This window comes from Methylovorus sp. SPW-M1, from assembly GCF_053848825.1.
The window spans coordinates 816,240-829,825 of the sequence record NZ_CM132626.1 but is presented as its reverse complement, the minus strand read 5'-3'; the positions used below and the strand labels follow the sequence as shown (position 1 = coordinate 829,825).

Here is a 13,586-nt window from a genome sequence, read left to right as displayed (position 1 = left end):
ATGAAGCTGGTGATCCTGGACCGCGATGGCGTCATCAATCATGACTCCCCTCACTTCATCAAAAGCCCCAATGAGTGGATTCCCATTGCGGGCAGCCTGGAAGCCATTGCGCTGCTGAACCAGAGCGGATTCCGCGTCGCACTGGCCACCAACCAGTCCGGCATTGGGCGTGGCTTGTTTGATATGGCCACCCTCAATGCCATTCACGACAAAATGCACCGCAGCCTTAGCCAGCTGGGCGGCCGCATTGATGCCTTGTTTTATTGCCCGCATGCGGCGGAAGCCAAGTGCGATTGCCGCAAGCCCAAAGCGGGCATGCTGGAGGAAATCGGCCGTCGCTTTGGCATGGATCTGAAAGGTGTGGCCTGCGTGGGCGACTCCCTGCGTGACCTGCAAGCCGGTGTGGCATGCGGCTGCCAACCCATTCTGGTTCGCACTGGCAAGGGGGAAGCTACATTGCAAGCCGGCGGTCTGCCCGAAAACACCTGGATTTGCGCGGACTTGGCCGAGGCGGTTCAACGCATCATCGCTGAAGACAAATAAATGCTCGTTCTGCGCTCCTTACTCTATACCCTGGGCATGTGGCTGCTGACGCCCATCTATGCCTTCATTGCCATCCTGACCTTCCCATTGCCGCCCATCTGGCGCTATCAGATCATCTCTGGCTGGGCTCGCAGCATGCTCTGGTGGCTGCGCGTTACTTGTGGCATCCGTTATCGCATCATCGGTCAGGAAAACATCCCCACTACCCCCAGTATCATTCTTGCCAAGCACCAGTCAGCGTGGGAAACGCTGGCCTTTCAGCAGATATTCCCCCCGCAGGTCTGGGTGCTGAAACGCGAGCTGTTGTGGATTCCGTTCTTCGGCTGGGGCCTTGCCATGACGTCACCGATTGCCATCAACCGCTCGGCCGGTCGCGAAGCGCTCAAACAAATGGTAGCCCAGGGCAAGGACAGGCTCAAAAAAGGCTTCTGGGTAGTGATTTTCCCCGAGGGCACGCGCATGGCCCCGGGCACCAAAGGCAAATACCATATAGGCGGGGCCTGGCTGGCGACGCATACGCAAAGCAATGTAGTACCTGTTGCGCACAATGCGGGCACGCTGTGGCCCAAGAACTCCTTTCTCAAGAAGCCTGGCACCATTACTGTTCACATTGGCCCGGCCATTGCCAGTGCAGGCTTGAAACCTGACGAGCTGAACCAGCGCGTAGAAGCCTGGATAGAATCCGCCATGACGGAGCTGCCTGCCAGCAATGCCTGAACTTGCATTGGCGGATGGCACTCGCTTGCCATATGAACTGAAGCGCAGCAGCAAGCGGCGCTCCATCGGGCTCCGTATCAGCGAGCAGGGCCTGGTTGTCTCTATTCCGCAGCGACTCAGCCTGCGCGAACTTGAAGCCCTGCTTTACAGCAAACGTGACTGGATACAGCAAAAAGTTCAGCAGCAAGCCGCCGCCAAAGTCCCCGCCCTGAGCTGGCAAAACGGCGAAACGCTATGGCTGCTGGGCAACAGCCTGCCGCTTTACCTTGCCGTAGATAGCCGCAATCGTGCGATCAGTTGCGATGGCAGCCGCATGGACGTCCGCCTCACGGACATCAGCGATACCAGCATGATTAAGCGCCGTGTCACTCAGTGGTATAAACAGCAGGCACTGGTCGATTTCACCCGCCGTACAGAATTGCTGGTGCAGAAACTGGGCCTGCCCATGCCGCCGATTGCCTTGTCCAGCGCACGCAGTCGCTGGGGAAGTTGCAATTCCAAAGGTGAAATCCGGCTGAACTGGCGCTTAATTCAAGCGCCGCCGCATATTATCCAGTATGTAATTGCCCATGAATTGGCGCATCTCAAGGAAATGAACCACTCTGCCCGTTTCTGGGCAATTGTCGCACGGTTGTTCCCCAGCTACCGCGATGCCGAAGCTGAGTTACGGCAGCTTTCGCGGCAACTGCACCGCATCGATTAATACCTTGGCATTCAATTGTTGCAATTTAAAAGCAACAATATTATGATGCCGCTCATGCAACTGACTAAATTCACCGATCTTGGCTTGCGAGCACTCATGTATGTGTCACAGAGCACGCATACGCGCATGGTTTCCATTACCGAGCTGGCCCAGCAGTTGAATGTGCCGCGCAACCACCTTATCAAAGTCGTGACTTTCCTCAACAAGACCGGCTGGATACAGGCAACCCGGGGCCCAGGAGGCGGTTTGCGCCTGGGCATGGATCCCGCCAGCCTGTCGTTGGGATTGGTAGTGCGCACCCTGGAAGGAAAACAATCCCTGGTGGATTGTGCTCAGCCAGCCTGCCCTTTGGCCGGCAGTTGCGGCCTGAAGGGTGTGCTGGATGAAAGCCTGGATGTCTTTTACCGGCATCTGGACACCTACACACTGGCGGACGTCACCCCCAAACATACCAGTGAAATTATCGTACGGCTGCAACAGAAACACCTTCAAACCATGACGGCATAAGTACATGGACCAGCACCCCGGGATATCCCGGTTTTTTTATAGCCATATTGTTTCATTTTAAATACAACATAAGGAGTGATGATGCTTTCAGCGACCGCCAGACCCTATATTGACGCCAGCGTACCGGTACTTCGCGAGCATGGCCTTGCCATAACCACGACGTTTTACCGCAGCATGTTTGCCGCACATCCCGAGTTAACCAATCTGTTCAATATGGGAAATCAGGCTAATGGCTCGCAGCAGCAATCGCTCGCTGCCGCCGTCTTTGCCTACGCCGCCAATATCGATAATGCCGATGCCCTTGCCCCCGTTGTGAGCCGTATTGTGCACAAGCATGCCGCGGTGGGATTAACGCCTGAACATTACCCTATTGTTGGCGAACACCTGCTGGGCGCTATCAAAACCGTGCTCGGGGATGCCGCCACTCCCGCGCTGATCGATGCCTGGGGAGAGGCGTATTGGCTGCTGGCCAATCTGCTGATTGATGAGGAAAAGAAACTCTACGCCCAGAGTGGCGCGGAGGCAGGTGCACTCACCCGACTCAAGGTGGTGAGACGCGTGCAGGAAAGTGCTGACATCGTGTCTTATTACTTGCAAACCGAAGATGGCAGGAGCCCCGGAGCATTCTTGCCTGGCCAATACATCACGGTAGAAGCTCAATTGGATGAGGATAAGCGTCAGTTGCGCCAATACAGTCTGTCGGATTCGCCGCAACAGCCATGGTGGCGTATCAGCGTAAAACGCGAGACCGAACATACTGGAAAACCGGAGGGTACAGTATCCAACTGGCTGCACACGCATATCAAGGAAGGTGATTTCATTAACGCCAGCAAAGCCTTTGGCGACCTTAAGGTGGATTTGTCTTCCGCAAAGCCTATTGCATTGCTGTCAGCAGGTATAGGCATCACCCCTATGCTCTCTATTCTGAATACCTTGCGCGACCTCGGCAGCACGCGCCAGATATTGTTCTGTCATGGCAATCGCGGTACAGAACAGCATATTTTGCAAGACGAACTAGAGACGGCAAAACGCAAACTGCCCGGTTTAATCGTCGAGCGCTTTTACCAAATGGGAAATGCCTTGTCTTCAGGCGATGAAGTGCGCCCCACTGCGGCGTGGCAGCCGTTCCTGACGGATGGCGAGTTTTACTTGTGCGGGCCGGCCGGATTCATGCAGCAGCAACGCCAGTATCTGCTGCATGCAGGTGTGAGCGCTGATCGCCTGCACAGGGAAGTGTTTGGACCTGAGTTACTGGAGCACCTGCTTTAATTTTTGACAGGCTCAGAAGCCGAATGCAAAACGCCAGCTTGAAGCTGGCGTTTTGCATGGAAAAAGGTAATGTAATCCGTCGAAAGACGAGATCTCGATATGCTAGGTTAAGCGTAGCCCAAGCCCGGCGCATGCAAAGGAATGATCTTGGCGACAGTCGCGGCCTCTTGATGTGCCTCGCGCAGGCAATCCTTGGCGCAGCTCGCACAACGGCCGCACTCGGCAGCAACGCCCAGTTCGCGCTTCAAGTCTTTGAGATTTTTTGCCCCGGCACGGGCTGCTTGAAAAATTTGACGCTCAGTTACCGCACGACAAACACATACATACATATAATTTTAGGCCGACTATATATCAGTTAAAATAAATTGAGAACCATTATCATTCATAGAGCAAAGCGTGTCAATATAGTTCCAAGTAACTGACATATTTGGGCAATAAAAAACCGCAGACGGGCTGCGGTTTTTTATTCTGCGACATCGACCGGATTAATCGGATTCGATATGCGCCTGCAGGTAATTCGGCAAGCTGACATCCGCAATCAGGGTTTGCTGGGTTTCCAGCCAGTCAATCGCTTCCTCGCAGTGCTCCAGCAGATCCTGCAGCAAATCGCGGCTGACATAATCCTGCACCTCTTCGCACAGGGCGATCGCTTCAATCAGCAGTGGGCGCTGAATGTCCTTTTCGTACTTGAGGTCACCGTTCAGACATTCCACCACGTCTTCGCCAATGAGCAATTTGCCGAGATTCTGCAAGTTGGGCAGGCCTTCCAGGAACAGCACGCGCTCAATCACCTTGTCGGCTTCCTTCATTACGCGGATGGACTGCTTGTACTGGTAGTCATTCAGCTTTTCCAGACCCCAGTTGCGAAACATGCGAGCATGCAGGAAATACTGATTGATGGAGGTAAGCTCGTTCTTGAGCACCTTGTTCAGTATTTCAACGACTTTCTTGTCACCCTTCATCTTTTACTCCTTCACGCTCAAACCGCACCAGATGACTTCATCTGGCTTTGCAGGTAGTTTTCCAGACCGACCAGATTGATCAGGCGCAATTGCTGTTCAAGCCAGTACGCATGGTCCATTTCGGTATCGTCGAGTTGGGTCAGCAGCATGTCGCGCGTGACATAATCCTGTGCTTTTTCGCACTCTGCCATCGCCTTTTTCAGCGAGCCCACCACATGGTATTCAAGAGCCAGATCGGATTTGAGCATGTCGGGAATAGACTTGCCGATGTTCAGCGGGTCACGCTTTTCGAGATTGGGCTTGCCTTCGAGAAAGAGGATGCGCTGAATGATGGCGCGCGCATGGGAGCGCTCATGCTCGGATTCATGCAAGCTTTTATCCGCCAGTTGCTGCAAACCAAAATCCGCATACATCTCGCCGTGAATCAGATACTGATCGACCGCAGTCAACTCGCCCGCGAGCAAGTCATTCAGTATCCCGACTATTTTTTTATCACCTTTCATACCAGCCTCCATTCCAAATTTGCATCATGCAAAGCATGACATTGGGGTGGATGATAACGTAAAAAGCTTAAAAAAGCACTCGGAAAAATTCACTATCCTATTGTTTATAAATGGATTTTGTAACAATAACACCAATAGCAATCATTCCTGCTAAGATCAGGCAAGGGATGGGGTCCTGATGAATTCCGGACAAGCGCCTGATAAAACAAGCATATCCTTAACAAAGCTACCGCAGGCGTAAGGCATTGATCACCACGATGAGCGAGCTGATGGACATGCCAATCGCAGCCATCCATGGCGATAGCAACCCACTGGCCGCAAAGGGCAACGCGACCAGGTTGTAGGCCAGAGCCCAGGCAAAATTCTGGCGAATGATCTGTATGCCGAACCGACTGGTTTGCAAGGCATGCTCAATTTCCGGCATGTGTTCTGTCAGCAGCACAATATCTCCGCTGGCTCTGGCCATTTGGGTACCGCTGCCCATGGCGATCGAAACCTGCGCTCCGGCCAGCACAGGCGCATCGTTAATGCCATCGCCCACCATGACCACCACCTCGCCTTGCTCCTGCAATGCCTGCAGAGCTTGCAATTTCATTTGCGGCGACATTTCAGCGCGCCGGTCTGTCACGCCCATTTCATCGGCAAAATAATCCACCGAGGCCTTGGCATCCCCGCTGAATATCGACACCCGCAGGCGTTGATTGAGCAGGCGCTGTATCAGCAGATCCGCCTCAGGACGTGGCTGATCCGCCAGTACAAAGGCGGCCAGCAATTGACGACTGCCACTCAGCCAGACAACCGAAGCCCCTGCGGGATATTCATCCAGTGGCAGTTGTATGCCTGCCGCGGCAGGATTAAGGCGCACATTACCCAAGCTGTAACGCTCTCCCTCAATCTCACCCACCACACCCTGCCCGGGAATATTGGCATTGTCAGTCACCGTGAATAAGGGTTGCGCCTGAATCGCCTCAATAAAACTGCGCGCCAAGGGGTGCTCAGAACTTTTCTCCAGACTGGCGGCGATGCGCAGGCAAGTTTGCGAGTCCATATCGGCATAGCACTGAGTATGCACCAGCACGGGCTTGCCCATGGTCAGCGTGCCTGTTTTGTCGAAGACAAAATGCGTGGCGCGGGCCAGGGTTTCCAGCGCATGTCCACGCGTGAACAAAACCCCGCGACTCACCAGATGCGAGCCAGCGGCGGCAAATGCCGCGGGGGCCGCCAGTGAAAGCGCGCAAGGGCAGCTCACCACCAACACCGCCAGCACGATATCCAGCGTACGCTCAGGGTCGATACGCCACCAGATCCAGGCAATCAGAATAACCGCCAGCAGCAGCGCCGTTGTAAAGTAGGCGGCAACACGATCGGCTACATGCGCTAGCCTAGGTTTTTCAGCCTGGGCACGATCCAGCAAGCGGGAAATACCTGCCAGCATGGTGTTTTCGCCCACACCAGTCACTTCAATGACGAGCGGGCTCTCATAATTGATGCTACCCGCGTAAACGGTATGACCCATCGTTTTGTGAACCGGCTTGCTTTCACCACTCAGCAAAGATTCGTCCGCACTGCTTTCACCTTCAATCACCACGCCATCGGCTGCCACCGACTCTCCCGGACGCGCCAGTATATGGTCTCCGGTTTTCAGTTCCACCACCGGCACGATTTCCTGCTCCTGCCCGCGCAAACGCGTCGCCATGGCAGGCGCCAGCCTGAGCAGATTTTCTGCCGCCTCTATGGATTTCAGCCGCGCATTGCGTTCCAGATAGCGCGTGGATAACAGAAAGAAAATCAGCATGGTCAGGGTGTCGTAATACACAACGCCATGCCCCTGCAAAGTGGCCCATATGCTGCCAGCAAACCCGGTCAACAGCCCCAGTACAATCGGCACATCCATGCCTGGGCTGCGATTGGCAATACTGCGCCAGGCAGCGCGATAGAATGGCCACGCGGCATAGGTCATGGCCGGCACGCTCATCAGCAGACTGAACCACCGCAGAATCTGGGCAGTAGCAGGCTCCAGCCCCTGTGCAGGTCCGGCATACAAGGCCACGGCGATCATCATGACCTGCCCGGCAGACAGACCCGCAACCGCCAAACGGCGAAAATCCCGTTTTCTCTGCTGCTGACGGACTTCGTCCTGCTGCTGGGCACTGAAAGGATGTGCGTGATAGCCCAGCTTGCGGATTTCGGAGAGGATTTCGCTCAGATGAATCTTGCTGTCATCCCAGCTGATGCGGGCGCGCTGCGATGCGTAGTTGAAAGAGACACTTTGCACACCGGGCAATTGCTGCAGATGGCGCTCATTCAGCCAGATACAGGCCGCGCAGGTAATGCCCTCGATGATGAGAGCCGCTTCTTTTAAAGAGCCTGCCTCATGGACAAAGCTTTTCTGCACATCGGGATGATCATACAGGGCGAGCTTGCGCAGCTCATCGGGAACCAGTTCTTCGGCAGTTTTGGGAAGTTCGGTGCGATAACGGTAATAATCTTCCAGTCCATTATCGACAATCGAACTCGCCACCGCCTGGCAACCGTGACAACAGAGGCGACGGCGCGCGCCCAATATATCAAGCGCATAACGCTCGCCCGTCATCACGGGCAAGCCGCAATGATAGCAATCCACCACGTCCGTCATACGCGCAGCTTAATCGCCATCGATGTAAAGGGTTTGCTGCTTGATGTAGGTATCTTCACCATGCTGGATATAGAGATCCAGTATCCATCGGCCAGAGTCATTCAATGTCATCGTGGTCTGATAAACGCCGGGGCTCACTTCGGACAGGGTAAACTTCTGATCATCACGGCTATTGGCCATCCGCCACAAGCCCATCGTCACTTCCGCACCGGCAATGCCAGCGCCTTGGGCATCATCAAGCTTGAGAGTAATGGTCGAGGGAGTCTTGCTTCTCATGGTATCCCAGCCCTCAATGCCAATCTTCCAGCCGAGATGACGCTGCTGCTCAAGTCTGGCGAGATGCGGCTCGTAAAGTTTGTTGCGATCATGCGGAATGAGGCCAGGAAAGGCGGTATGCACCGTTTCATTGGCCGGGTGCGGCAAGAACAGGTTGCTGATGCTATCCGGCAAGCCACGGCTGGAAATGGATAACAACACGGCATTCAGCACCACCAGGCCAATAAAAAACCCGATGATGAGTCGCGGCGCCCAGTGCAGCTTCTGCTTTTTCTGCTGCATGCCACCGAACACCATCAGTAGCCCCGCATTCGCCAGATAAACCGCAAAGTGGATTGCCAGTACATCTCCGCCAGTCCAGTGCTGCTGGCTATAGGCCAGATACAGCAAAAATGGCAAAGCACCACTCAGAATGCCCGCCCAGAAATTGGGCAAGCCCAGGCGTCGACTGACAAAAAACAACAGGGCCGCCAGTAGCAACCCGCCAAACAGGGTTTCCGTCATGGACACCTGCGGCAAGACAAACAAATTCACGGATTAACTCACTTACTGTTGAAGTTGGTAGGAAGAGTGATGGTTTCAGCACCGGCCGTCTGCGGCTGAACGACAAAGTTAAATGTCTTGGTCCGCTCGGCCAGCTCATGCTCAAGATTGACCTTGGCGTTCACCGTCAAATCCTTGCCCGCACGCACATGCACTTGGGGAATATTCCCCATATCCAGCGCATCTGCCGGTATTCCGCTGACACTGATCTTGTATGTCTCGTCGTGCTCGGTCTTGTTGACGATATGAATCTGATAGCGGTTACGGAAACTGCCATCCGACAACATGATGAACATGGGTTGCCGTACCTGTTGTACAGACACTTCGACATTGGTACGGGTGCCGATATTGTAAAAAAGCGTTCCCGTCATCACCACGATCGCAACGGCATAGCCCAGCACTTTCAGGCGTTTCCACTCCAGACGCGGAGCATGTGGCGTTGCATCTGCCAGGTTTTTCTCGGAGTCATAACGAATCAGACCTCTCGGATAGCCAACGGAATCCATGATGTTGTTGCAGGCATCAATACACAGGCCGCAGGAAATACACTGGTATTGCAAGCCATTACGGATATCAATGCCTGTGGGGCACACCTGCACGCAGAAGCCACAATCAATGCAATCGCCATGGCCTTTGGCCTGGCGCTCTTCGCGGGTTTTCAAGCCCGCAATCGGCAGCGTACGCCCTGCCAAGCCTTCGCCACGTTTGGCGTCGTAACTGACAGCAAGGGTATCGGGCTCATACATCACGCCCTGGAAGCGCGCATACGGGCAAGCCAGCGTACAGATATTTTCACGTAACAGGCCAGCAGCCACATAGGTCGTCACTGTTAAGGCTGCGACCGTGATATAGGCGGCGTCTGCGGCATGCCCCGTAAACAGGTTGACCAGAAAATCCGGAGCGTAATTGAAGTAAGCGGCAAAGGTGAATGCCGTCCAGAAGGAAATCAGCAGCATCAGGAAATGCGATGAGCCTATCTTGAGGATTTTTTCTGCATTCCAGGGCTGCTTGTATAAACGCAAGCGTGCCGGACGCTCACCCTGAATGGCCTTTTCAACCATGATGAAAAGATCAGTCCACAAGGTCTGAAAACAGAAGTAACCGCACCAGGCACGGCCTATCAGGCCAGTGGCAAAAAACAGCAAGGCAGCCGCGATGAACAATAACATCGCCAGCCAGAAGATATCCTGCGGGTAAACGATCAGGTCAAAAATAAAAAACCGGCGGGTGCTCAGGTCAAACAGCAAGGCCTGACTGGGAGAACTGGCGCGCTCCCAGGGCATCCACGGCAGCATGAAATAAACGCTATACGCCACGATCATGACCGCGGTCTTGAAGTTGCGGTATTTGCCTTTTACCGAGCGCGTGAAAATGGGAATGTGCTTGGCGTAAAGGGCAGATTGACTAGCTTTGCTTGCTTCCATGGCTGTTTCTGACTCGCTTTGAGAATTACCGCTAAAAAACGACAAAGGCCCACATTAGGGCGTGAGCCTTTGATTAAGTTGCATCGTTCAGATGGTACTTGGAGTAAAACGTATTACTTACCGCCACCCAGACTATCGTGCACGTACACGGTCAACAGTTTGATCTGCTCAGGCTTCAGGCGGTGATCCCAGTTAGGCATTACACCACGGTCCAGACCACCGGAAATCACATGCTTAACGGCATCCAGCTTGGCCGCTGCATCCTTGGCTGCAGGCACATCGGCCCATAACCAGATCTTGTCGGTCAGGTTGGCAGAACCCAGCTCGATACGACCCTTGGCATCAGCTCCATGGCAGTAGTAACAAGCAGCCGAGTCGCCCTTGAAAATATTGGCACCAGCAGCGGCAGCCGTTTCATCATGCGGTTCGCCAGACAGGCTCAATACATAGTTAGCCAACTGGGTGATCTGCTGATCATTCAAGACTTCCTTGAAAGGAGGCATATAACCGCGGCGACCACCCACAATCGTGGTGTGAATCTGGTCATAGGTACCACCATATTGCCAGTGGTCATCGGTCAGGTTAGGCGAGAATCCGACTTTACCCTGACCACCAGATTGGTGACATGGTGCGCAGTTGTCCGAAAACAGGGTCTTACCGGCCGAGTTAACGAACTGCATCAGGTCAGCATCCTTGGATACGTCTTCATAAGAAGCACCCGCTACCTTGTCGAACCATTTCTTTTGCTCGGCTTGCTGTTCATTCATTTCATGCATGAACTTGGAGCGCATGTTCCAGTGCGTGGTTTTCTCTACTTCCTTGCCATCCACTGTTGTAGCCGTGTAGGTAATGCTGTTCCAGCCAGGGATACCCTTGGTGTAGGTATGACCAATCGGCCAGGCTGGGTAAAACAGCCAATACACAATGGTGAATACAAACGTAATGTAGAAACCCCATACCCACCAGTTAGGCAATGGATTGGTAAGCTCCTGAAGATCGTCGTCCCACACGTGTCCTGTGGTGGTCGGTGTCTTGATTTTGTCCTGACTCATGATTCGTCCTAATTAAATCTAATCGTCTTGCAGAGGAATGTTCTTGAAGTTTTCCAGCTTCTCGCCGCGGGAACGGCTACCGTAAAGGTAGACCATGACCCCGCAGAACAGGACAAAGAAAATAACCAATGAAACCGGCTTGGTATTCTCAAACTTGGTAAACCACATCAACCATTCCATCATGAAGCCTCTTGCAGTCTATTAACGGAATTTAACGAAGTAATCGTCGTCGTATTTCTTGAAGTCGACCATGGTACCCAGCACCTGAAGGTAAGACACCAGGGCATCCATTTCACTCAACTTGCCAGGATCCGTGTCGTAGTTACCCAGCTGGGCCTGCGCTACCAGATTCTTTTCAGCATCAGGAATATGCAGGCTCTTGGCAACGTCTTCACCAAACTCCTTCACATTACGGTCGTATTCGGCCTGGGTGAGAGAGTAAGGCACGCCAGTCGTACGCAAGGCTTTCATGCGCAACTCGATATCGGAGTAATCGAGATCGGTCTTCAGCAGCCATGGATAGTTAGGCATCACCGACTGTGGCACCAGCGAGCGAGGCGCATTCAAGTGCTGGGTTTGCCAGTCATTCGAATACTTGCCGCCAACGCGGGCCAGATCTGGACCCGTACGCTTGGAACCCCATTGGAACGGGTGATCGTACTTGGACTCTGCAGCCAGCGAATAATGGCCATAACGCAGCGCTTCATCGCGGAATGGGCGAATCATTTGCGAGTGGCACAAATAGCAGCCTTCACGCACATAGATATCGCGGCCACGCAGTTCAAGAGGACTATAAGGACGAACACCCTCTACCTTCTCAACCGTTTCCTTGATAAAAAACAGGGGAACAATCTCAACCAGGCCGCCAGCACTGATAGCCAGCATAGTCAGTACCAGCAGGATGCCTAGGTTGCGCTCAATATTATCGTGTTTCATTTTGACTCCAATACCCTCTATTCCGTATTAAGCAGCCACTGGGCTGATCTCAACCTGCTGCTCGGTACTGCCTTTGCGGATGGTTTTGTACATGTTGTAGCACATCAACAACATACCGCTCAGGAAGAACGCACCACCCAATGCACGCATGACATAGAAAGGATGGGCTGCCGCAACAGATTCCACGAAGGAATACTGGAGGTTGCCGAAATCATCAAACGCACGCCACATCAGACCTTGCATGATGCCGGAAATCCACATGGCAACGATGTACAGAAGAATACCGATGGTCGCCAGCCAGAAGTGAACGTTGATCAGCTTTTGGCTATACATAGGCGTGTTCCACAGGCGTGGTGCCAGGTGGTACAGCGAACCGAAAGAAATCATGGCTACCCAGCCCAGAGCACCGGAGTGCACGTGACCAATGGTCCAGTCAGTGTAGTGCGACAGGGCGTTTACATCCTTCAGGGACATCATCGGACCTTCGAAGGTGGACATGCCGTAGAACGACAGCGCCACAATCAGGAATCGCATCACAGGGTCAGTACGCAGCTTGTCCCAGGCACCGGACAGCGTCAGGATACCGTTGATCATACCGCCCCAGGATGGCAGCAACAGCATGATGGAGAACGTGGCAGCCAGCGTGGATGTCCAGTCAGGAATCGCCGTCCAGTGCAAGTGGTGCGCACCGGCCCACATGTACAGGAAGATGATTGCCCAGAAGTGCAGCACTGACAGACGGTATGAGTAAACAGGGCGACCGGCCTGCTTGGGCACGAAGTAGTACATCATGCCAAGGAAAGCAGCCGTCAGGAAGAAGCCCACGGCATTGTGACCGTACCACCACTGCGTCATGGCATCCTGCGCGCCAGAGAACAGGCTGTAGGACTTCATGGAGAACAGGCTGATAGGCACGGCCAGGTTGTTAAAGGTATGCAGCAAGGCAGTTGCCAGGATGAAGGCGAGGTAGAACCAGTTGGCAACGTAGATATGAGGTTGCTTGCGCTTCATCAGGGTGCCAACGAAGATGATCAGGTAGGTTACCCAGACAACTTCAATCATCAAGTCGATCGGCCATTCCATTTCCGCATATTCACGGCCCTGGCTATAGCCCAGAACGTTACCCAGTGCAGCACAGACGATAATCGCTTGCCAGCCCCAGAACGTAAAGCTCGCCATGCCATCGCTGAACAGGCGCGCCTGACAGGTACGCTGAACCACATAGTAAGACGTAGCAAACAGCGCGCTACCGCCAAAGCCGAAAATCACAGCACCTGTGTGTACAGGACGCAAGCGACCAAAGGTAATGTAAGGAATATCAAAATTGAGGAAGGGATAAGCCAGTTCCGAGGCGATATACACCCCGACAAACATACCTATCGCACCCCATACCAACGTCATGATGGTGAATTTGCGAATAACATCGTAGTTATATTGTTCGCTCACTGCACTCACATTGACGCCAGAAGTTGCGACGCTCGCCGTTGCCATTACTACGTCTCCCGATCAAAAACCG

At 53.7% G+C, this 13,586-nt stretch carries 15 protein-coding genes; 5 read left to right on the top strand and 10 right to left on the bottom strand.

All coding sequences use genetic code 11. The features are described from left to right. The 5 genes from gmhB to ACWWD9_RS03890 all read left to right on the top strand — a co-directional run bounded on the left by gmhB (position 1) and on the right by ACWWD9_RS03890 (position 3,739). Positions 1-543 carry a D-glycero-beta-D-manno-heptose 1,7-bisphosphate 7-phosphatase gene (gene gmhB / locus ACWWD9_RS03910; RefSeq protein WP_015830712.1) on the top strand — a complete coding sequence of 181 codons (543 nt, stop codon included), beginning with the start codon at positions 1-3 and terminating at the stop codon, positions 541-543. Further along, positions 544-1,260 carry a lysophospholipid acyltransferase family protein gene (locus ACWWD9_RS03905; protein WP_013442853.1) on the top strand — a complete coding sequence of 239 codons (717 nt, stop codon included), beginning with the start codon at positions 544-546 and terminating at the stop codon, positions 1,258-1,260. After that, a complete protein-coding gene (locus ACWWD9_RS03900; RefSeq protein ID WP_455867780.1) occupies positions 1,253-1,963 on the top strand; it encodes a M48 family metallopeptidase in 711 nt (236 codons plus the stop codon). Before ACWWD9_RS03905 ends, ACWWD9_RS03900 begins: the two co-directional genes overlap by 8 nt. A 54-nt stretch (positions 1,964-2,017) precedes the next feature. Then, positions 2,018-2,470 carry an Rrf2 family transcriptional regulator gene (locus ACWWD9_RS03895; protein ID WP_202943908.1) on the top strand — a complete coding sequence of 151 codons (453 nt, stop codon included), beginning with the start codon at positions 2,018-2,020 and terminating at the stop codon, positions 2,468-2,470. Positions 2,471-2,551: 81 nt separating this feature from the next. Further along, complete coding sequence (locus ACWWD9_RS03890) at positions 2,552-3,739, top strand: globin domain-containing protein (RefSeq protein ID WP_455868131.1); 1,188 nt, start codon at positions 2,552-2,554, stop codon at positions 3,737-3,739. Between the two features lie 107 nt (positions 3,740-3,846). Here the strand turns inward: ACWWD9_RS03890 and ACWWD9_RS03885 are convergent, their stop codons facing one another. The 10 genes from ACWWD9_RS03885 to ccoN all read right to left on the bottom strand — a co-directional run bounded on the left by ACWWD9_RS03885 (position 3,847) and on the right by ccoN (position 13,561). After that, positions 3,847-4,068 carry a (2Fe-2S)-binding protein gene (locus tag ACWWD9_RS03885; RefSeq protein ID WP_159355202.1) on the bottom strand — a complete coding sequence of 74 codons (222 nt, stop codon included), beginning with the start codon at positions 4,066-4,068 and terminating at the stop codon, positions 3,847-3,849. Between the two features lie 156 nt (positions 4,069-4,224). Then, on the bottom strand, positions 4,225-4,701 hold the full coding sequence (bfr, locus tag ACWWD9_RS03880; protein WP_013442858.1) for a bacterioferritin: 477 nt from the start codon (positions 4,699-4,701) through the stop codon (positions 4,225-4,227). Between the two features lie 17 nt (positions 4,702-4,718). After that, a complete protein-coding gene (bfr, locus tag ACWWD9_RS03875; protein ID WP_013442859.1) occupies positions 4,719-5,204 on the bottom strand; it encodes a bacterioferritin in 486 nt (161 codons plus the stop codon). A gap of 226 nt (positions 5,205-5,430) precedes the next feature. Then, positions 5,431-7,839 (bottom strand): heavy metal translocating P-type ATPase, encoded by a 2,409-nt coding sequence (locus ACWWD9_RS03870; RefSeq protein WP_455867779.1) that lies wholly within the window; start codon positions 7,837-7,839, stop codon positions 5,431-5,433. Between the two features lie 9 nt (positions 7,840-7,848). Then, positions 7,849-8,649: a FixH family protein gene (locus ACWWD9_RS03865; protein WP_244948194.1), complete on the bottom strand. Its 801-nt coding sequence runs from the start codon at positions 8,647-8,649 to the stop codon at positions 7,849-7,851. A gap of 8 nt (positions 8,650-8,657) precedes the next feature. After that, positions 8,658-10,082, bottom strand: a complete 1,425-nt coding sequence (ccoG, locus tag ACWWD9_RS03860) for a cytochrome c oxidase accessory protein CcoG (protein WP_455867778.1) — start codon at positions 10,080-10,082, stop codon at positions 8,658-8,660. A gap of 113 nt (positions 10,083-10,195) precedes the next feature. Further along, positions 10,196-11,134 carry a cytochrome-c oxidase, cbb3-type subunit III gene (gene ccoP / locus ACWWD9_RS03855; RefSeq protein ID WP_013442863.1) on the bottom strand — a complete coding sequence of 313 codons (939 nt, stop codon included), beginning with the start codon at positions 11,132-11,134 and terminating at the stop codon, positions 10,196-10,198. A gap of 18 nt (positions 11,135-11,152) precedes the next feature. After that, positions 11,153-11,314, bottom strand: coding sequence for a cbb3-type cytochrome c oxidase subunit 3 (locus ACWWD9_RS03850; RefSeq protein ID WP_015830719.1), 162 nt, complete (start codon positions 11,312-11,314; stop codon positions 11,153-11,155). Between the two features lie 21 nt (positions 11,315-11,335). Next, positions 11,336-12,070 carry a cytochrome-c oxidase, cbb3-type subunit II gene (gene ccoO / locus ACWWD9_RS03845; RefSeq protein WP_013442865.1) on the bottom strand — a complete coding sequence of 245 codons (735 nt, stop codon included), beginning with the start codon at positions 12,068-12,070 and terminating at the stop codon, positions 11,336-11,338. A gap of 27 nt (positions 12,071-12,097) precedes the next feature. Then, entirely contained in the window at positions 12,098-13,561 is a 1,464-nt protein-coding gene (gene ccoN, locus ACWWD9_RS03840; protein ID WP_013442866.1) for a cytochrome-c oxidase, cbb3-type subunit I, read from the bottom strand. Between the last annotated feature and the right edge of the window lie 25 nt (positions 13,562-13,586).

Bases quoted from the DNA above. Each gene is read 5' to 3' on its own strand.
- gmhB (WP_015830712.1), top strand. From the start codon at position 1: ATGAAGCTGGTGATCCTGGACCGCGATGGCGTCATCAATCATGACTCC.
- ACWWD9_RS03905 (WP_013442853.1), top strand. From the start codon at position 544: ATGCTCGTTCTGCGCTCCTTACTCTATACCCTGGGCATGTGGCTGCTG.
- ACWWD9_RS03900 (WP_455867780.1), top strand. From the start codon at position 1,253: ATGCCTGAACTTGCATTGGCGGATGGCACTCGCTTGCCATATGAACTG.
- ACWWD9_RS03895 (WP_202943908.1), top strand. From the start codon at position 2,018: ATGCAACTGACTAAATTCACCGATCTTGGCTTGCGAGCACTCATGTAT.
- ACWWD9_RS03890 (WP_455868131.1), top strand. From the start codon at position 2,552: ATGCTTTCAGCGACCGCCAGACCCTATATTGACGCCAGCGTACCGGTA.
- ACWWD9_RS03885 (WP_159355202.1), bottom strand. From the start codon at position 4,068: ATGTATGTATGTGTTTGTCGTGCGGTAACTGAGCGTCAAATTTTTCAA.
- bfr (WP_013442858.1), bottom strand. From the start codon at position 4,701: ATGAAGGGTGACAAGAAAGTCGTTGAAATACTGAACAAGGTGCTCAAG.
- bfr (WP_013442859.1), bottom strand. From the start codon at position 5,204: ATGAAAGGTGATAAAAAAATAGTCGGGATACTGAATGACTTGCTCGCG.
- ACWWD9_RS03870 (WP_455867779.1), bottom strand. From the start codon at position 7,839: ATGACGGACGTGGTGGATTGCTATCATTGCGGCTTGCCCGTGATGACG.
- ccoG (WP_455867778.1), bottom strand. From the start codon at position 10,082: ATGGAAGCAAGCAAAGCTAGTCAATCTGCCCTTTACGCCAAGCACATT.
- ccoP (WP_013442863.1), bottom strand. From the start codon at position 11,134: ATGAGTCAGGACAAAATCAAGACACCGACCACCACAGGACACGTGTGG.
- ACWWD9_RS03850 (WP_015830719.1), bottom strand. From the start codon at position 11,314: ATGGAATGGTTGATGTGGTTTACCAAGTTTGAGAATACCAAGCCGGTT.
- ccoO (WP_013442865.1), bottom strand. From the start codon at position 12,070: ATGAAACACGATAATATTGAGCGCAACCTAGGCATCCTGCTGGTACTG.
- ccoN (WP_013442866.1), bottom strand. From the start codon at position 13,561: ATGGCAACGGCGAGCGTCGCAACTTCTGGCGTCAATGTGAGTGCAGTG.